The following is a 17751-nucleotide window of genomic DNA, read 5'->3' as shown; positions in this document are numbered from 1 at the left end:
AGGCACGGCCGCAAGGGGCGGTGCGGCCTCAAGTGGCGGTCGAGCGCGGACGGCGACAATGCGCGCATGTCCCCGCTCTCCCTGCGTACCCTCAACCGCACCTATCTCGAACGGCAGTTACTGCTGGACCGCGTCGGCCGCACCCCCCTCGAAGCCCTCGGGCATCTGATGGGCCTGCAGGGCCAGGAGCCCGACGCTCCCTATGTGGGCCTGTGGGCGCGGCTCGCGGGATTCCGGCACGACGCACTGACGGCGTTGCTGCACGACCGTTCCGTCGTCCGCGCCAAGCTCCAGCGCAATACCCAGCACCTGGTGGACGCCCGGGATTTCCGTACGCTGCATCCGCTGCTGGCCCCGGTGCTGGGCAAGGCCCGCCAGGGTGCGTTCGGACGGGCCGTCCACGGGCTCGGCACGGACGATCTGGTCCGTGCGGGGCGGGAGTTGCTGAGCGGCGACGGTCTCACCCGTCCGCAGCTGGGCCGTGCGCTGGCGGCGCGGTTCCCCGGGCGGGACAGCCTCGCCCTGGCTTATGTGGTGCAGTCGCTGGTGGCGCATGTGCACCCACCGCCCAGCGGCGTCTGGGGCCATCGCGGCGCCACTCCGGTGGTCCTCGTGGAGGAGTGGCTCGGCCGCCCGACGGCGGAGCCGCCCCGCATCGACGAGATGATCCTGCGCTATCTGGCGGCCCACGGGCCGGCCGGCGTGATGGACATCCAGGCGTGGTGCGGTCTGACCAGGCTGCGGGCGGTGGTCGACGGCATGCGGTCGCGACTGCGGGTGTACCACGACGCGTCGGGCCGGGAGCTGTTCGATGTGCCCGGTGCTCCCCTCGCGGACCCGGACCGGCCCGCGCCGGTGCGCTTTCTGCCGCCCTTCGACAACCTCGTCCTCAGCCATGCGGACCGGACGCGGGTGATCGACGACGAGGACCGCCGACGGGTGATCACCGGCAGCGAGGTACGCCCCGTGTTCCTGGTCGACGGCTTTGTGCGCGGCATCTGGTCCCGGCGGGACGGCAGCGTGGAGGTCACCCCGTTCCGGCCGCTGGCACCGGACGAGGCGGCCGCGGTCCGGGAGGAGGCCGGGCTGCTGCTCGGCTTTCTGCGGGGGCCTGACGGTACGGGCGCCGAGGGGCGGCGGCGCGCGGCGGCCGCAACGGGCGAGGTCCTGATCGGCTGAGCAGTGCGGTGGACCGGTGACCCCGTGGGCGGCGGTCACCGGCCCCCGCGCCGGCTGCCCGGCTCAGGCGACGCCCACGGTCTCCCACATATCGCGGAACGAGGTGGCCAGGGCGTAGCGCGGGCGCCAGCCCAGGGACCGCTCGGCCCGGGAGCGGTCCACCTGGATCCAGTCCGCGCCGGCGCTGCGGCTGCGTACCTCGTCCAGGCGCACCCGGACCGCGTCCGGCGGCAGACCGCTGACCGTGATCAGGGTGCGGACCATCGTGTGGATGTCCACCGCCGTGCCCCGCCCGATGTTCACCAGCGGCGCGGCGGTCCGGACCGCGGCCGCGGCGAGCACCGCGTCGGCCGCGTCCCTGACATCGACATAGTCGCGGCGCGCCGCGGCCACCGTGACGTCGAGCCCTTCGGCCGGGTCGGCCTGCCGCAGCCGGGCCGCCAGGACACCGAAGAAGCTCTCCTTCGCCGGGTGCGGCCCGACGGTGTTGGTCAGCCGCAGCACCGAGCCCTGGACGTCCCCGCGGCGGACCGCCTCCAGCACCAGATGTGACGCGGTCAGCTTCGCCTGCGCGTACAGGGAGGCCGGACGCGGTGCGACGTCCTCGTCGAGGGACGTGCCGGCCGGGACCGGGCCGTACTCGTGGATGGTGCCCAGGTGCACCAGCCGGACCGGGTCCGGGAGCCGCGGCAGGGCGGCCAGCAGCCGTTCCACCGGGCGGACATTGGCGTGCGCCATCTCCTCGGGCGTACTCCCCCAGCCGAGGGTGGCGTTGACCACCGTGTCCACGCCTTCGTCCGCCAGGATCGCGGCCAGCCCGGCCCCCGTGCACCGGGCCAGATCGAGCGACAGGAACGGATAGCGGCGCAGGTGCGGGGCGTTGCCGCGGGCGATCGCGACGACCTCCGTCCCCCGGGCCGCGAACGCCGCGCACAGGTGCCGGCCCACACAGCCGCTGGCGCCCAGGACCGCGACCCGGCGGGGCAGTTCTGTCGTGGTCATCGAGGCTCCCGTCAGACCCGTGCGCAGTCCGCGTAGCGGGGCAGCAGCCCCTGGGCCGTGGCCTGTGCCAGGCCGGGGGCGACGCGGTCCCGGTCGGAGAGGACGAAGTCGGTGCCGGCCGGCCACGGCAGGGCGAGCTCCTTGTCCAAGGGGCTGATGGCCAGCTCCCGTTCGGCCCGGTAGCCGGTGGACACCAGGTACGACATGACGGTGTCGTGCTCCAGGGCGAGGAAGGCGTGCCCCACTCCTTCGGGGTAGTAGGCGGCCCGGCAGGTGCTCTCGTCCATGTCCACGGTGTCCCAGGCGCCGAACGTCGGGGATCCCAGCCGCAGATCGACCACCACATCGAGGGCCCGGCCGCGGGCGCAGTGGACGTACTTGGCCTGGCCGGGTGGCGCGGTGGTGAAGTGCACACCGCGCAGCACCCCGCGGGCCGATCTGCTGTGGTTGGTCTGTGCCACCGGGAAGGGACGGTCGACGGCGGCGAGGAACGCCTCCTCCTGCAGCGGCGAGACGAACAGTCCCCGCTGGTCGGCGTGGACGTCCGGGGTGAACTCGAAGGCGCCGGACACGGCGAGCTCTCGGGTGCGCACGCTCTCACCACCGTCCCTGACGGGGCGTGGGACCGGCCGGCGACGGCGCGTACGGCGCGGTTGCCGCCCTCACAGGACCGTGATTTCCGGGAGCGGGAAGACCAGTTTTCCGCCGTGCGCGAGGTAGGAGGCCTCCCGCTCGATGAAGCCGTCACGGTAGATCCAGGGCAGGACCAGGAGCTGGTCCGGTGCGAGGGCCTTGGCGTCGGCCTCGGACACGATCGGGATGCCGGTGCCGGGGGTGAAGCAGCCGGCCTTCTCCTCGTTGGGTTCGCCGATGCAGGGCAGGTCGTCGGGGCCCAGGCCGCAGTACTGGAGGATGACATTGCCCTTGGTGGAGGCGCCGTAGCCGACGGTCAGCTTCCCGGCCTTGCGGGAGTCCGCGAGGAACTCCACCAGCCGGTCGCGGGAGTCGACGGCCCGCCGGGCGAACGCCTCGTAGGGGGCCGGGGTGTCGAGCCCCAGCTTCCGCTCGTGGGCGCGGATGCCGGCAAGGGCGGTGTGGTCGACGGGGTGCCGGCTGCCCTTCTTGGCCAGCGTCAGCGAGAGGCTGCCCCCGTATACGTCGGTGAGCCGGGCGCCGATGACCGTGAGCCCCGCGCGCTCGGCCATCCACTCGATCTGCCGCAGCGCGTAGTACTCCAGGTGCTCGTGGCAGACCACGTCGTAGGCGGTGGCCTCCAGCATGGCCGGCATATAGCTCTGCTCCATCACCCACACGCCGTCGTCGGCGAGGATGCCGGCGACGTCGCGCATGAAGTCGAGCGGGCGCGGGAGGTCGTAGAACATCGCGATGGAGGTGACGGCTTTGGCGCGCCGGGCGCCGAACCGCTCGGTGAACACCTGCCGGGAGAAGAAGTCGGTGACCAGTTCCGCGTTCGGCGGGTAGGAGGCGCGGAACTTCTCCCCGGACGGGTCGATGCCGACCAGCGCCAGCCCGTTTCGGGGGTAGCAGCTCAGCAGGGTGCCGTCGTTGCTGCCGATGTCCAGCACCAGGTCGCCGGGGCCGAGTTCGACCAGTTCGGTGATCGCGGCCACCTTGCCGCGCAGGTGCTGGATCATGAACGGCCGGATGCCCGAGCGGTAGCCGTAGTGCTCGCCGTACATCAGCCCCAGGTCGGCGGTGTGCCGCAGCTGCAGCAGACCGCAGCCGTCGGGCGAGCACATCACCAGCTCCAGCGGGACGGTGGGGATGCGCTGATCCGGCGTCGCGGGGAAGACACCCGTGAGGGCGGAGGGGCCCAGGTCGAGCACGGGCAACAGGGTGCGGTTGTCGCAGATGCGGCAGGCATCGATGACCATTCGTCCTCCAGGGCGCGTCGGAACGGCGAGCCGGGCCGGCTCGGACGGCAATCACCGTCGTGGACCGGACTCGAACGCCCGTGGAGCGCCGCTGAAGGCCTGCGTCTGCACGGTCCGGCGGCCGGCGATCCGCTGCCGTGCCCCCCGCGCGACGGAGGCGGAACCCCTCGCTCCGGCGAGACCCGAGTGCGGCTCTAGCGCGGTACAGCAAGATCGGTCGACACGCCCAAACCCCCGTATCAGGAGAGGCCCATGAGCTCCGCCCGCGAAACAGCGGCACCGGTCGCGGATGCCCGGCGCTGGATGGCACTGGCCGTATTACTGACCGCTACCCTGCTGGATCTGCTCGACGCGACGATCATCAACATCGCGATTCCGAGCATCCAGCGGGACATCCATGCTACCTACACTGCCGTTCAGTGGATCGCGGCAGGCTACACGCTCGCGTTCGCCATCGGCCTGGTCACCGGTGGCCGGCTCGGCGACATCTTCGGACGCAAGAAAGTCTTCCTGCTCGCCATGGCCGGCTTCACCCTGGCGTCCGCGCTGTCGGGCCTGGCGACCGGCCCGGACATGCTGATCATCTCCCGTGTGCTGCAGGGCGGGATGGCCGCGATGATGGTGCCGCAGGTGCTGTCGATCATCCATGTCACCTTCGCTCCTGAGGAGAGCGGCAAGGTCTTCGGGATGTTCGGTGCCGTCTGCGGCATCGGTGCGGTCTCCGGCCCGGTCATCGGCGCCCTGCTGACCGAGTGGAACCTCTTCGGCCTCGAATGGCGCCCGATCTTCCTGGTCAATCTGCCGATCGGGATCGCCGGTCTGATCCTCGGCCACCGCTTCGTCCGTGAGTCCAAGGCGCCCAGCGCGCCACGCCTGGACCTGGTCGGCGTCACGCTCGTCACGCTCGCGCTGTTCATGCTGCTCTTCCCGCTCACCCGCGGCCGCGACCTGGGCTGGCCGGCCTGGTGCCTGGCCTCCATGGCCGGCAGCATCGTCATGTTCGTGCTGTTCGTCCTGCACCAGCGCACCAAGGTCCGCAAGAATGCCTCCCCGCTGCTGGAGCTCTCGCTGTTCCGCATCCGGAGCTTTGCGGCCGGCATCGCCGTCCAGCTGACCTTCGGTACCTCCTTCGGGTTGTTCTCCCTCACCGGCGCGCTCTACATGCAGGTCGGCCTGGGCTGGACGCCGTTGCGGGCCGCGCTGACGAGCCTGCTGTTCGGCGCGACCATGGCCGGTGTCGCCATGGTCGCCGTGCCGAAGCTCGTGCCGCGGTTCGGCCGCAAGGTGCTGCAGGCCGGGGCGCTGCTGATGATCGTCGGACTGGGTCTCTACGGCTGGATCGCCCACCAGCAGGGCACCGGGGTCACTCCGGCGCAGATCGCCGTCCCCCTGGTCGTGGGCGGCTGCGGCCTCGGCATGATCATGGCGCCGCTGACCAGCGCGGTGCTGTCCGAAGTGCCCGGTCAGCACGCCGGGTCCGCATCCGGCCTCATCAACACGATCAACCAGGTGGGTCTGTCCCTGGGCCTGGGGCTGACGTCGGTGGCCTTCTTCAACGTCGTGGACGACGCCGGGCACCCGGCGCCGACCGGCGGTACCCCCTTCATCACGGCGTTCACCCACTCGCTGTGGTGGGTGATCGGCGGTATGGCGCTGGCGTTCCTGCTGATGTTCGCCCTGCCGAAGGCCGCTCAGGCCCAGTTCGCGGCGCCCGCCGAGGACGCCGCCGAGGACCCGGCCGCCGCCTCCGGCACCTCGTCGCCCGACGACTCCCCGGCGCTGCGCGACGAGGCCGTGCCGGCCACGAACGAACCGACACCCACCGTCGGCTGACACCCCGCCGCCGCGCCCGACCGGGCCGGCCCGTGGCCCCTTCCGGTGCCCACGGGCCGGCCGTCGTGCTGCGCCGGGATCCGGACCCGCGAGGGGAGTGCCGGTCGAGCCGAGCACGAGTATCCATGGGTAGGTTCACCAGTCCGTCCGCCGCCGGGGACGGCGCCGCCAGGAACAAGGAAGTGATCACTGATGAGCGACACCACGCGCGACGCCGTGCGGATGCGGTGGCCCGCGGTCTCCGCCCGGCGTCTGGAGCGCAGCGCCCTCGCCGCGCCGTCACCGCATCTGGATCCCGCGGGGATCGTCGGCGCCCTGTGCGGTGCGCATGCCCAGGTGCTGAGCGCCGCCGAACTGTCCCTCGGCATGCGGGGCGAGGGCATCACCCGGAGCGTGGTGCGCAAGGCGCTGTGGGACGAGGCCGGGCTGATCAAGATGTACGGGCCGCGGGGCACCGTCCATCTGCTGCCGGCGGCCGAACTGCCGATGTGGGTGGGCGCCCTGACCGCGCTGCCGCCCTCGCCCAGTCCGTTCACCAAAGACGTCCGGATGAGCCCCGAGCAGACGGAAGAGGTCATCGCGGCCATCGGCGCGGCCCTGCGGGACGCCGAACTGACCGTCGACGAGCTCAGCGAGGCCGTCATCGCCGCCACCGGCCCCTGGGCCGGCGACCTGGTCATGCCCGCCTTCCAGGGGATGTGGCCGCGCTGGCGGCAGGCCATCACCCTCGCCTCGCACCGCGGACAGCTGTGCTTCGGCCCGAACCGCGGCCGCAAGGTGACGTACACCCACCCGCAGCATCTGACCGGTGGCCGCCCCACGGAGGGCACGGCGGCGCTGGCCCGGCTCGTGGAGCGGTATCTGCACGCCTACGGCCCGGCGACTCCGCAGAACTTCGCGCAGTGGCTCAATGTCTCACCGCGCTGGGCCACCGAGCTGTTCGAGTCCCTGGCCGGTGCGCTCCAGCGCGTCGATCTGGAGGGCACGGCGGCCTGGGTGAACGCGGGCGACACCGAGACGCCCGCGGAACCGCCGTGCGGGGTGCGGCTGTTGCCGTACTTCGACGCCTATGTGGTGGCCTGCCGGCCCCGTGACCGGCTCTACCCGGGAGCCATGGCGCAGCGGGCGCTGACCCCGAGCGGCCAGGCCGGCAACTATCCGGTCCTGCTGGTCGACGGCGTGGTCAGCGGCGTCTGGCACCAGCGCCGGTCCGGCCGCCGGCTGGCCGTCACCGTCGAGCCGAGCACCCCCCTGACGACCGCGCAGCGCGCGGAGCTCGACACACAGGTGGAGCGGCTGGCGTTCGTGCTGGAGGGGACCGCCGAGCTCACGATCGGAACGGTCAGCGTCGGCCCCCACGCGTAACCGGCACGGCCTCGGCCGGTCCGGACCGGCCGGGCGTCGCGGGTTTCCACGGCGCCCGGCGGACTTCCCGGTGCGCATGGCGCCGCGGTCACCACGCCACGGTGCCACCGTCGTTGAGGAACCGGCCGGTCGGCCCGTCCGCGCCGAGGGTGGCGAGCCGGACCTCGATCCCGGCGCCCTCCTCGGCCGTCCGCTCTCCGACACCCCGGTTGATGTCCGTGGCGACGAAGCCGGGCGAGCAGGCATTGATCTTGACGGTCGTGCCCCGCAGTTCGTTCGCGTAGAGCACGGTCAGCATGTTCACCGCCGCCTTCGACACGCTGTACGCGGTCATCGCCGGCATCTCCGATCCGGCGAGCCAGGCGGGCAGTCCCATTTCGCTGGAGACGTTGACGATCCGGCCGGCCGGCGAGCGCCGGATGAGCGGCAGCAGCGCATTGGTGACCTCGACCAGGCCGAACACATTCGTCTCCAGGGTCGCCCACAGGGCATCACGGGTGACCTCGCTCGGCGCGCCGGCCGGCCATTCGACATTGATCCCGGCGTTGTTGATGAGGATGTCCAGCCGTCCGTACCGCGCGTCGACATGCCGTGCGGCCGCGGCGATGCCGGCGGGGTCCGTGACGTCCAGCGGCACGGCGTGCGCGTCCGCGCCCTCCTCGCGCAGCGCCTTCGCGGCGGCCTCGCCGCGCGCCGGGTCACGGGTACCCAGCAGGACGACGGCACCCTGGGCGCCCAGCAGTCGTGCGGCCTGGTATCCGATGCCCTTGTTGGCGCCGGTGATCAGTGCAATCTTCGCGGTGGCAGTCATGGAGCGAGGCTGTCATCGTGCGCTAGGGCGCGGCTGGTCCCTGGCTCAGCACCGTCACGGCACCGGGCCGGGTACCCGGCCGCGGGGTCCGCGCACGGCACAGGGGCGCCACCGCGGCACACGCCGGTGGCACCCCTGTCCTGGGCCGGCTCAGAGCGCGGCGCCGGTGGGCACCGCCTCCACGATGCTCAGGGACGAGTCGGTGCCGATGACCCTCCGCACCCGGAACCCGGCCTCGGTGAGCAGCGCCGAGTACTCGTCCTGCGTCCGCTCCTGGCCGCCGGCCATGACGAGCATCGCCAGGTCGAACGCCTTGCTGGAGTGCGGGGTGTCCCCGACGGGGATCACCCGCTCGATGAGCAGCAGCGTGCCGTCCGGCTTCATCGCCCGGCGGCAGCCGGTGAGGATGGTGGCGACCTCCCGGTCGGTCCAGCCGTGCAGTACCGACTTCATCATGTACAGATCGCCGCCGGCGGGGAGTTCGCCGAAGACGTCACCGCCGACGATCTCGCAGCGGGCGGTGAGTCCGGCGTCGCCGATCCGGTTCCGCTCGACGACATGCGGAAGGTCGAACAGCACGCCGGCGGTCTCCGGGTGGGCCTCCAGCACCGTGGCCAGCAGCGTGCCGTCGCCGCCGCCGATGTCCACCAGCCGGGCGGTTCCGGAGAAGTCGTAGGCCGCCACGATCGCGTCGCGCTCGATACGGCTGTGCTCGTGCATCGCGGTGTCGAAGTCCGCGCCCTCGTCGGGGTGTTCCTGCAGGAATTCCCAGACGGGCTGCCCGAAGGCGGTGGTGAACGCCCCTTCGCCGGTGCGCAGCACCTCCTCGGCATGGTTGAACGTCCTGGCGGTCAGCCGGCCGGCCTGCGCCACGGTCGCCCGTACGGAGCGCGGGTGGTCGGAGCGCAGGCACTCACCGACCGGGGTGAGGCCGAAGCGGCCGCTCTCCACCTCGGTGAACACCCCGCGGCCGGCGAGCGCCCGCAGCAGGCGGTAGAGGGCCGCCGGCCGGGTGACGCTGGCCTCGGCGAGCTCCGTCGTCGGGCGCGGGCCGTCCGCCAGCAGGTCGGCGATCTTCAGCTCCGCCGCCAGATGCAGCGCCCGTGCGTAGATGAAGCTCTCACTGATCTCCAGCAGTTGCAGACTGCCGTCCTGTGCGCTGTCGCTGCCCATCGGCTGATCCCACTCCTTCTTCCGTTGCGCTGAGGTCTTTTCCACCGGGGGCACCGGGGGCGGTGCCGTGCGCGGTCAGCGGGGCACGGCCTCGACGAGGCTGTCCGGTCCCGAGCTGTGAATGACGCGGGTGAGCCGCAGCCCCGCACGGTCCAGCAGCGCGCGGAACTCCACTTCGGTGCGCTGCCGGCCCGTGGTACCGATCAGGGTCTCCAGGTCCAGGAGCTTGCCCACGGACGGCTCCGGGCCGTCCGGCAGCACCGGTTCGCCCAGGAGCAAGGTCGCGTGTGCGGGCATGGCGGCGCGGCAGTTGCGCAGGATCCGCACCGAGGCCTCGTCGTCCCAGTCGTGGATGACGGCCGTCAGCACATAGGCGTCGGCGCCCCGCGGCACCTCGTCGAAGAAGGAGCCGCCGGCCACCTCGCACCGGTCGGCGACGCCCGCCTTGGCGAGGACCGGGGCGGCGCGCTCCACGACGTCGGGGAGGTCGAAGAGCACCCCGCGCAGTGCCGGGTAGGAGGCGAGGATGCCGGAGAGGTAGGCGCCGTTGCCGCCGCCCACATCGACGACGGTGGCGAACCGCCCGAAGTCGTAGGACTCCAGCGTCGCGTAGATCGCGGAGGCCACGGACGTCATCGCCGCGTCGAAGATGGCGGCCTCTTCGGGGTGGCTGCGGTAGTAGTCGAACTGCGGCGCTCCGTGGACCCGCTCGAAGGCGGCCTCGCCGGTGCGGACGCTGTCGTACAGACCGCTCCACGCGGCCCGGTGGAAGCCCGATCCGAAGTGCGCCGCCAGCCCGCGCAGCGACGGAGTGCTGTCACTGCGCAGCAGCTCGCCCGCCGGGGTGAGGGCGAAGTGCCGGTCCGCCAGCTCCGCGAACACCCCGAAGTCCCCCAGGGCACGCAGCAGCCGGTACAGGGACGGCGCATGCGCGCCGACCTCGGCGGCGAGGTCGTCCACGTGCCGGGGGCCCTGGGCGAGGGCGTCCGCCACACCGAACCGTGCCGCCACACCGATGGACTGGGTGACGAAACCGCCCATCAGGAGTTGCATGAGTGCCGCCTCCGGCGGTGCCTCGGCCGTCGGCCCGGCCCACCCCGTCGACGGGTCCAGCTCACTCGCCGTGTCGGTCATCGCCTGTCCCTTCCACTCCCACCAGCGCTCCTTCTGACGTCGTCACAGTGCAGGACCCGCCTCAACGAGTGCTTGAGGCGTGGTGCACCTCCGCGGCCCGGTCCGCGGTCAGCGGGCGCACCAGGACCGGGACATGGGGCAGGCCCCGCATCATGGCGCTGTGGTGCCACACCAGCCGGTCCGGCGCGGCGTCCAGCGTGAGGCCGGGGCAGCGTTGCAGCAGGGCCCGGATCGCGGTCCGCGCCTCCAGCCGGGCGAGCGGGGCGCCGAAGCAGTAGTGGATGCCGTGTCCGAAGGCCAGGTGTCCGCGGTGGTCGCGGCGGATGTCGAAGCGGCCGGGGTCGGGGAAGCGGCCGGGGTCGTGGTTGGCAGGGGTGTTGCCGATGAGGACGAGCTCCCCGCCGCCCGGGATCGGGGTGCCCGCGATGTCGACGGGCCCGGTGGTGAACCGGTGCAGCGAGGTCCCGGTCGGTCCGCTGTGCCGCAGCATTTCCTCCACCGCGCCATCCAGGAGGCCGAAGTCCGCTCGCAGTGCGGCGAGTTGTTCCGGGTGGTGGAGCAGCGCGAGCATGCCGTTGGAGATCAGCCCCGCGGTGGTCTCGTGGCCGGCGATGAGCAACAGGACGGCCATGCCGAGGAGTTCGTCCGAGGACAGCCGGTCGCCGTCCTCGCCGGTCGTACGGATCAGCGCGCTCAGCAGGTCGTCACCGGGCCGCCGGCTCTTGTCCGCCAGCAGCCCGGCCAGATAGCCCACCAGCTCCCCCATGGCCCCTTCGGCCTGTGGTCCGCCGGAGCGCTTGGTGACCTCGGTGGACCACTCGTGGAACCTCCGCCGGTCGGCGTAGGGCACGCCGAGGAGTTCGCAGATGACGGCGGCGGGCAGCGGGAACGCGAAGTCCTCCACGAGGTCGGCACGGCCGTCGGGCCGGCTCAGCATGGTGTCGATCAGCTCGTCGGTGATCTCCCGTACCCGGGGGCCGAGGGCCTCGATGCGGCGCGGGGTGAACTCCTTGACCACCAGCCTGCGCAGCCGGGTGTGCCGGGGCGGATCGGAGATGAGCATGTGCGGCGCGGCCGCGGGATCGCCCTCTTCGGCACCCGCGGCATGCCGCCAGTCGTTGGAGAGCCGCGGGTCGGACAGCGCGGCGCGGGCGGCTTCGTAGCCGACGACCAGCCAGGCCTCGAAGCCCTCCGGCAACCGCACCCGGTGCACCGGTCCCCGGGCCCGCAGCTCGGCGTAGACCGGATGCGGGTCACGGGTGAACTCCTCCCCCAGGGCCGCCAGATCGACGATGCGGTCTTCACTCACCAGGACACCTCCGTACGGGGCCGACACGTTCAGGCGGCACCGTAGGGAGCGCCGGTGGAGGCCCGGTCGGCCGCCGATCGCAGCTGCGCACCGCGGCGGAGGGCGTGCAGCAGCCGTGCCTGCTCACGGATGGCGCCGTCCGGGGAGGTCTGCCGGGCGCGCACCGCAGCGCAGAAGGCGCTGACGGTGTTGCGCACCTGGTCATCCGGGGAAAGGCGGATCTCCCGCGTGCCCGTCGCGTCCTCCAGGCGGACCAGGGGCGTCAGATCCGCGGGCGGGGTGAAGGCCCGCTCGATGACGATGCGGCCCCGGGTGCCCCACAGTTCGCAGACGTTGCGGTAGGCGTGGTCCAGGCCGAACGACAGCTGGGCGGTCACCCCGTCGTCCCTGACCAGCAGCGCGGATCCGGTGGTGTCCACCAGGCGTCCCGGCCCGCGGGTCAGGACGGCCCCGGCGACCCGCAGCCCGCCGCCGAGGTGGTGGACGGCGGCCCGGACGGGGTAGACCCCGGTGTCCCAGAGGGCGCCGCCGCCCAGCTCGGGCCGGTAGCGGATGTCCTCGTCGGGCAGGCGGGGGACCGCGAAGGCCGCGTGCAGGGAGCGGAGTTCGCCGATGGCGCCCTCGCACACCAGGTCCCGTACGGCGGTGTGCTGGCGGTGGTGGGGGAACATCACGTTCTCCGCGACCACCAGGCCCCGTGCCGCCGCCAGTTCGAGCAGCCGGTCGGTGCGCTCCGGGTCGAGCGCCAGGGGCTTCTCCGCCAGCACATGTTTGCCGGCCCGCAGCGCGGCCTCCGCCCAGTCGGCGTGCAGCGCGGCGGGCAGCGGAAGGTAGACGGCGTCCACGTCCGGGGCGTCCAGCGCGGCGGCGTAGCCCTGGACGGGCCGGCACCCGTACGCCCGCGCCAGCTCCCCGGTGCGGGCGGCATCCCGGCCGGCCACCACCACCGGCGTCACGCCGGGCGTTGCGGCGAAGGCGGGCAGCATGCGCCGACGGGCGATGTCGGCGCAGCCCAGTACGGCGATCCGGACGGGGGGCGGCATGGCTCCTCCTGCGTCGGTGGCCGCACACGGCGGCGGGACGGTCGGCCCGACGGTAGAAGGGCGCGCTCGAAACCTGCTCGTCCGCGTGCGGAGTCCGTCCGGCACGGGCCGGATGACCGTGACTCCAGCGGTCGTTGAGGGGCGGGCCCGAGGCTGGGGCCCCAGCGACGCCGCGTGCGGCGGGTGAGGAGGCACAGGATGGATCAGTCGGTGGCCGGCCGGACCGCCACGGCGAGCACGCCGGTGGGCACCTGGACGGAGGAACTACTTCTGGAGCGGGGGACGTACACCAGCACCCTGCGCTTCACGCCCAACGGCCGCACCCTGCTGCTGGCGGGCCCGCGTCCGGGCTGTGTGGGTGCGGGCAGCTGGACCGCGACGGGAGACGGCCGTTTCTCCTTCCGGCTCGCCGAGCTCGTCTTCGACCCGGACGGCACGTTCACGGGATGGGTGGACATCGAGCAGCACGTCGTACAGACGGGGGACACCTTCACCAGCTCCGGGGTGTCCCATGTCTACGACGCCGGCGACCAGCTGCTGGAGAGCGCGGAGGTCGCGGCGCGAGGGACCCGCCGCCGCTGACGGACCGCACCGGCCGCGCCCCTGCGGGCAGGCGCTCAGGCGCCGTACGACCCGTCCTGTGCCGTCACTCATGCGGCGGTCGGCACCGTGGGAAGCACGCAGCACCGCCACACTCTGGGCCCGCCAACGGGCCTTTCCGTACACCTCGGAGGACAAAGATGACATCTGCTCACGGCGACGCCGCCGAGCTCAGCGCACAGCTGTCGGAGCACATGAACGGCTTTCTGTACTCGGCGGCGCTCTACACAGTGACCCTGCACGGTGTCGCCGACCAGCTGGCCGGCGGCCCGCGCACTCCTGAGGAGCTCGGGGAGCTCACCGGGCTGCACGGCCCGCACCTGGGCCGCGTGCTGCGCTATCTGTCCACACGCCAGGTGTTCCAGGAGGACGCGGAGGGGCGCTTCGGCCTCACCCCCATGGCGGAGCTGCTCCGTAGCGGGGTGCCCGGTTCGCTGCGCGACAGCTTCCTCATGCTGGGCGACGACCTGTACTGGAAGCCGGTCGGCCGGCTGCACGAGACGGTCCGCACCGGCCGTACGGCCTTCGACGAGCTCTTCGGTGCGCCGTTCTTCGCCCATCTGCAGACGGACCCGGCCGCCGCCTCGCTCTTCAATGCCGGGACCGCGGGCTTCTCGCACCTGGTGACCGAACATGTCGCGCAGAGCTACGACTTCCCGGACGGCGCCACCGTCGTCGACGTCGGCGGCGGGCGCGGCGGTCTGCTGCGCTCGGTGCTCGCCGCGCACCCGCAGGTCACCGGCACGCTCTACGACCAGGCGTCCGTCATCGCCGAACACCAGCTGGACCGGCCGGAGGTGGCGGGCCGGTGGTCCACCGCCTCCGGCGACTTCTTCGAATCGGTACCGGCCGGCCACGACCACTACCTGCTCAAGTCCATCCTCCACGACTGGAGCGACGAGAACTGCCTGCGCATCCTGCAGGCCGTACGCGCGGGCATGCGCAAGGACAGCAAGGTGCTGGTCGTCGACCCGGTCATCCCGCCGGGCAACGCGTTCGACGCCAGCAAGACCATCGACGTGATGATGATGGCGGTCTACGACGGCAAGGAGCGCACCCAGCGGGAGTTCGAGGAGATCCTCACCAAGGCCGGGTTCAGGATCACTCGCATTCTGCCGACGCCGTCCCTGATGTCGGTCATCGAGGCGGTCATCGCCTGACCTCCCGGCCGGCCCCGGCCCCACCTGCCCCCTCCGCCCTGCCCCGGCCGTACCTCACCGGGCAGGGCGGACGGCTGCCGGGCGGCGGCGACGAGGAGTCGAGTCCCCCTCGATGGCCGCGTGTGACGCTCCGGGGCGTGTCCGCAACTCGGGCCGGACAGCAAAGGGGAATCCCATGCGCATACTGATCGTGGTGTGGCCACTGACCGCACATCTGTATCCGACCCTTCCGGTGGCCTGGGCGCTCCAGGGCGCCGGCCACGAGGTCCGGGTCGCCTCCCATCCGGATCTGGCCGGCACCATCACCGCCGCCGGACTGTCCGCGGTGCGGCTCGGCACGCCGGAGACCATCGCCTCCCCCGCGACCGTCGGCGATCACCTGCTGCCCGCGGAGCACCGGGAGCGGCTGGCCGCGGCCCTGGACATCGACCAGGACAGCGACACCGATGTCTGGGCCACCGTCAGCACCTACACCCTGGCGTCCTCACGCGTCTTCCACCCGGCGGACGCCTCCGCTCCGGACGGCTGGGGCGGTGTCGACGATCTTGTCGCCGCGGCCCGTGACTGGCAGCCCGATCTGGTGCTGTGGGATCCCAACTGGCCGGCCGCCGCGGTCGCGGCACGGGCCTGCGGCGCGGCCCACGGGCGGGTGTTGTGGGGGCGGGACTACCTGGGCTGGGCCTGTCACCGGATCGACCGGCGCCGTGCCGAGCTGACGGCCGCGGGGCTGCCGGACCCGGTGGCCGAGATCGTCCGCCCGGCGGCCGAACGCCACGGTGTGCGGGTCGACGACGACCTGCTGCTCGGCCAGTTCACCCTCGACCCGACGCCCGCCGACATGCGGCTGCCGAGCCGGGCCCGTACCGTCCCGGTCCGGCGTATTCCGTACACCGGCGCGGCAGCCGTCCCGTCCTGGCTCCGATCGCGCCCCGACCGCCCCCGGGTCGCACTGACGCTGGGCGCCACCCAGCGCATGTTCGACAACGACAAGGTGCTCGTACCGGCGCTGCTGGAGATGGTGGAGGGGCTGGACATCGAGGTGATCGCCACCCTCGACACCTCCCAACTGGCCGGACAGCGCCTGCCGGACAACGTGCGTGCCGTCGACTATCTGCCGCTGAACCTGCTGTTGCCGAGCTGCTCGGCGATCGTTCACCACGGCGGTATCGGCACCTTCACGGCGGCCGTCGCCCACAGCGTGCCGCAGCTGGTCGTCGGGGACGAGCTGCGCGTGGCGTACGCCGCCAACTCCGCCTATGTGGTCGGGCACGGTGCGGGCCTCGCGGTGGATCCTCAGCAGCAGGCGGTGGCGGAGATGCGAGCCCGCTTCCTGCGGGTCCTCACCGAGCCGTCGTTCCAGGACCACACCCGGCGGCTGCATACGGACTGGCTGGCCATGCCGAGCCCGAACGACACGGTGCCCGTACTGGAGAAGCTCGCCGCGCTCCACCGCGCGGCGCGCTGAACACGCCCTCCCCCGGCAGCGGTCCGGGTCCGCGTCCTCGTGCCGCGCCCGCCTGACCGGTGCCGGCCGACGTCCGGACCGGCGGAACCGTCTGCCGGTCCGGAGCGGTTCCAGAGCCTCTCAAGGCGCCACCGCAACGCTGACCTCATCACGAGAACGGAGATCCCCGGTGGTAATCAAGCGGTCCGACTCCCCGACGACTTCCTCCGCGCCGCGCGCCTTCCGCGCACAGCGGCCGCGGTGGACGGCAGCCACAACCGACGACGGCCTCCCGGTCGAGTACGCGACCATCGAGGTGCCCCGGGACCACGCCGAGCCCGACGGAGAGCGGCTGACCCTGGCGCTCAGCCGCCACCGGGCCACCGACCCGGACCGCCGGCGGGGCATCCTGCTGGCCGTCAACGGTGGCCCCGGCGGTGACTGGGGCCTGGGCCGGGGCCTGGCGGCGAAGTTCGCCGGCACCCCGCTGCACGAGGTCTACGACCTCATCGGGTTCGACCCGCGCGGCACCGGTGCCTCCACCCCGCTGCACGCCGAAGTGACGCTCCCCAAGGCACCGTTCGACTCCCGTCCGCCCGACTCGGCCTTCGACGCGCTCGCCGAGGACATGCGGCGCCGCGAACTGGCCTGCGAGCGGGCCGGCGGCGAGCTGCGCCGGCACATCAGCACCCCGAACACCGCGAGGGACATGGACCTCATCCGGTCCGTCCTCGGCGAGGAACGGCTGAACTTCATCGGGTATGCGTACGGGGCGTATGTCGGCGCCGTCTACGGCTCGCTCTTCCCCGCGCACCTGGACCGCAGCGTCCTGGACTCCTGTGTCCACCCCGGCTGGACCTGGCGCGAGCAGTTCCTGTGGCAGGGCGACGCCGTCCGGCGCAATGTGGACGCCTGGGCCCGGTGGGCCGGCGAGCGCCACCGCCACTTCGACCTCGGCACCGACGCCACCGCGGTGCTCGCCACCGTCGAGGACGTGGTCGCCCGCCTGGAACGCCAGACGGACGGGTACCGGGTGCGCACCCTGCTCGACGGGGCGGTGGGCAACCGCGCGGCCGACCGCGCGCAGTGGGCCGAACTCGGCTACCTGGTACGGGATGTGCGGGCCGCCGCGCTGGCCGGCGACCCGGCGAAGACCCGCGACCTGCTGTCCGAACAGGGCACCTGGCGGCCCGGCGACAGCGAGGGCGATCTGCGCTGCGGCGTCCTCGAAGCCATCACCCTGGAACACGACTGGCCCGTGGACCCGGAGACCTACTTCGCGGACATGCGCGAGTTCCGCAGGCGCTTCCCCTACGGCTACGGAGTGCTGCGGGCACAGCCCTGGGTGGGCGCCTTCCGTACCTTCACCGCGCCGGAGCGCCCCGTGACCCTCACCCGCGAGGGCTACCCGGCCGGGCTCGTCGTCCAGGCCGACGGCGACCCCATGGACCACTACGCCGGCGGCGTCGCCATGGCCGAACGGCTCGGCCATCACCTCGTCACGGTCGAGGACTCCGGCGACCACGAGGTGTTCGTCCTGTCCGGCAATGCGCAGGTCGACGCCCATGTCCACCGCTACCTCGTGCACGGCACGCTGCCGCCCGCGCGGACCGGCGTGCCCGGAACCGCCGCCCGGCCGGACCTTCCGGCCGACGCGCCCGCCACCCTCCCCGTCTGACGCCCCGGCCCCACCGGCCGCCACGCCCCAAGGAGCAGCCCGCATGACGACAGCAGCCACCGGCCAGGACTTCAAGGTCGCCGACCTGTCCCTCGCCGCTTTCGGCCGCAAGGAGATCACCCTGG

Annotated in this window: 15 protein-coding genes; 7 read left to right on the top strand and 8 right to left on the bottom strand. The window is 72.6% G+C overall.

Annotation, left to right across the window (positions count from 1 at the left end; translation table 11 throughout):
- Positions 1–66: 66 nt before the first annotated feature.
- Positions 67–1179 (top strand): winged helix DNA-binding domain-containing protein, encoded by a 1113-nt coding sequence (locus tag ACGFWI_RS35280; protein ID WP_393910146.1) that lies wholly within the window; start codon positions 67–69, stop codon positions 1177–1179.
- Positions 1180–1242: 63 nt separating this feature from the next.
- Here the strand turns inward: ACGFWI_RS35280 and ACGFWI_RS35275 are convergent, their stop codons facing one another.
- The 3 genes from ACGFWI_RS35275 to ACGFWI_RS35265 all read right to left on the bottom strand — a co-directional run bounded on the left by ACGFWI_RS35275 (position 1243) and on the right by ACGFWI_RS35265 (position 4076).
- Entirely contained in the window at positions 1243–2181 is a 939-nt protein-coding gene (locus tag ACGFWI_RS35275) for an NAD-dependent epimerase/dehydratase family protein (protein ID WP_393910145.1), read from the bottom strand.
- A gap of 11 nt (positions 2182–2192) precedes the next feature.
- On the bottom strand, positions 2193–2774 hold the full coding sequence (locus ACGFWI_RS35270; RefSeq protein WP_393910144.1) for a dTDP-4-dehydrorhamnose 3,5-epimerase family protein: 582 nt from the start codon (positions 2772–2774) through the stop codon (positions 2193–2195).
- A 69-nt stretch (positions 2775–2843) separates the two neighbouring features.
- Complete coding sequence (locus ACGFWI_RS35265) at positions 2844–4076, bottom strand: class I SAM-dependent methyltransferase (RefSeq protein WP_393910143.1); 1233 nt, start codon at positions 4074–4076, stop codon at positions 2844–2846.
- A 252-nt stretch (positions 4077–4328) separates the two neighbouring features.
- Here ACGFWI_RS35265 and ACGFWI_RS35260 point away from each other — a divergent pair, with 252 nt between their 5' ends.
- Both ACGFWI_RS35260 and ACGFWI_RS35255 read left to right on the top strand, forming a co-directional pair.
- Positions 4329–5909 (top strand): MFS transporter, encoded by a 1581-nt coding sequence (locus ACGFWI_RS35260; protein ID WP_393910142.1) that lies wholly within the window; start codon positions 4329–4331, stop codon positions 5907–5909.
- Between the two features lie 192 nt (positions 5910–6101).
- Positions 6102–7274 carry a winged helix DNA-binding domain-containing protein gene (locus tag ACGFWI_RS35255; protein ID WP_393910141.1) on the top strand — a complete coding sequence of 391 codons (1173 nt, stop codon included), beginning with the start codon at positions 6102–6104 and terminating at the stop codon, positions 7272–7274.
- A gap of 88 nt (positions 7275–7362) precedes the next feature.
- Here ACGFWI_RS35255 and ACGFWI_RS35250 read toward each other — a convergent pair whose 3' ends face one another.
- The 5 genes from ACGFWI_RS35250 to ACGFWI_RS35230 all read right to left on the bottom strand — a co-directional run bounded on the left by ACGFWI_RS35250 (position 7363) and on the right by ACGFWI_RS35230 (position 12744).
- On the bottom strand, positions 7363–8085 hold the full coding sequence (locus ACGFWI_RS35250; protein WP_393910140.1) for an SDR family oxidoreductase: 723 nt from the start codon (positions 8083–8085) through the stop codon (positions 7363–7365).
- 150 nt (positions 8086–8235) lie between these two features.
- Positions 8236–9258, bottom strand: a complete 1023-nt coding sequence (locus ACGFWI_RS35245; protein WP_393910139.1) for a methyltransferase — start codon at positions 9256–9258, stop codon at positions 8236–8238.
- A gap of 75 nt (positions 9259–9333) precedes the next feature.
- The gene (locus ACGFWI_RS35240; RefSeq protein WP_393910138.1) at positions 9334–10392 is read right to left on the bottom strand and encodes a methyltransferase; all 1059 of its coding nucleotides are present in this window, start codon (positions 10390–10392) and stop codon (positions 9334–9336) included.
- A 61-nt stretch (positions 10393–10453) separates the two neighbouring features.
- On the bottom strand, positions 10454–11701 hold the full coding sequence (locus ACGFWI_RS35235) for a cytochrome P450 (protein ID WP_393910137.1): 1248 nt from the start codon (positions 11699–11701) through the stop codon (positions 10454–10456).
- Positions 11702–11730: 29 nt separating this feature from the next.
- Positions 11731–12744: a Gfo/Idh/MocA family protein gene (locus ACGFWI_RS35230; protein WP_393910136.1), complete on the bottom strand. Its 1014-nt coding sequence runs from the start codon at positions 12742–12744 to the stop codon at positions 11731–11733.
- Positions 12745–12942: 198 nt separating this feature from the next.
- Here ACGFWI_RS35230 and ACGFWI_RS35225 point away from each other — a divergent pair, with 198 nt between their 5' ends.
- The 4 genes from ACGFWI_RS35225 (at position 12943) to ACGFWI_RS35210 (ending at position 17626) form a co-directional block, all read left to right on the top strand.
- The gene (locus tag ACGFWI_RS35225) at positions 12943–13326 is read left to right on the top strand and encodes a hypothetical protein (RefSeq protein ID WP_393910135.1); all 384 of its coding nucleotides are present in this window, start codon (positions 12943–12945) and stop codon (positions 13324–13326) included.
- Between the two features lie 158 nt (positions 13327–13484).
- Positions 13485–14504, top strand: a complete 1020-nt coding sequence (locus ACGFWI_RS35220; RefSeq protein ID WP_393910134.1) for a methyltransferase — start codon at positions 13485–13487, stop codon at positions 14502–14504.
- Between the two features lie 175 nt (positions 14505–14679).
- Entirely contained in the window at positions 14680–15969 is a 1290-nt protein-coding gene (locus ACGFWI_RS35215) for a nucleotide disphospho-sugar-binding domain-containing protein (RefSeq protein WP_393910133.1), read from the top strand.
- A gap of 169 nt (positions 15970–16138) precedes the next feature.
- Positions 16139–17626 (top strand): alpha/beta fold hydrolase, encoded by a 1488-nt coding sequence (locus ACGFWI_RS35210; protein ID WP_393910132.1) that lies wholly within the window; start codon positions 16139–16141, stop codon positions 17624–17626.
- Positions 17627–17751: the final 125 nt, after the last annotated feature.

It is taken from the genome of Streptomyces sp. NPDC048434 (assembly GCF_043200375.1).
GTDB lineage: Bacteria > Actinomycetota > Actinomycetes > Streptomycetales > Streptomycetaceae > Streptomyces.
This window is presented reverse-complemented; position numbering and strand designations above follow the sequence as displayed.

What these genes read in the sequence shown, in the direction of transcription:
- ACGFWI_RS35245 (WP_393910139.1), bottom strand. Translation starts at nt 9,258, where the DNA reads ATGGGCAGCGACAGCGCACAGGACGGCAGTCTGCAACTGCTGGAGATC.
- ACGFWI_RS35280 (WP_393910146.1), top strand. Translation starts at nt 67, where the DNA reads ATGTCCCCGCTCTCCCTGCGTACCCTCAACCGCACCTATCTCGAACGG.
- ACGFWI_RS35215 (WP_393910133.1), top strand. Translation starts at nt 14,680, where the DNA reads ATGCGCATACTGATCGTGGTGTGGCCACTGACCGCACATCTGTATCCG.
- ACGFWI_RS35255 (WP_393910141.1), top strand. Translation starts at nt 6,102, where the DNA reads ATGAGCGACACCACGCGCGACGCCGTGCGGATGCGGTGGCCCGCGGTC.
- ACGFWI_RS35275 (WP_393910145.1), bottom strand. Translation starts at nt 2,181, where the DNA reads ATGACCACGACAGAACTGCCCCGCCGGGTCGCGGTCCTGGGCGCCAGC.
- ACGFWI_RS35265 (WP_393910143.1), bottom strand. Translation starts at nt 4,076, where the DNA reads ATGGTCATCGATGCCTGCCGCATCTGCGACAACCGCACCCTGTTGCCC.
- ACGFWI_RS35240 (WP_393910138.1), bottom strand. Translation starts at nt 10,392, where the DNA reads ATGACCGACACGGCGAGTGAGCTGGACCCGTCGACGGGGTGGGCCGGG.
- ACGFWI_RS35250 (WP_393910140.1), bottom strand. Translation starts at nt 8,085, where the DNA reads ATGACTGCCACCGCGAAGATTGCACTGATCACCGGCGCCAACAAGGGC.
- ACGFWI_RS35230 (WP_393910136.1), bottom strand. Translation starts at nt 12,744, where the DNA reads ATGCCGCCCCCCGTCCGGATCGCCGTACTGGGCTGCGCCGACATCGCC.
- ACGFWI_RS35225 (WP_393910135.1), top strand. Translation starts at nt 12,943, where the DNA reads ATGGATCAGTCGGTGGCCGGCCGGACCGCCACGGCGAGCACGCCGGTG.
- ACGFWI_RS35220 (WP_393910134.1), top strand. Translation starts at nt 13,485, where the DNA reads ATGACATCTGCTCACGGCGACGCCGCCGAGCTCAGCGCACAGCTGTCG.
- ACGFWI_RS35260 (WP_393910142.1), top strand. Translation starts at nt 4,329, where the DNA reads ATGAGCTCCGCCCGCGAAACAGCGGCACCGGTCGCGGATGCCCGGCGC.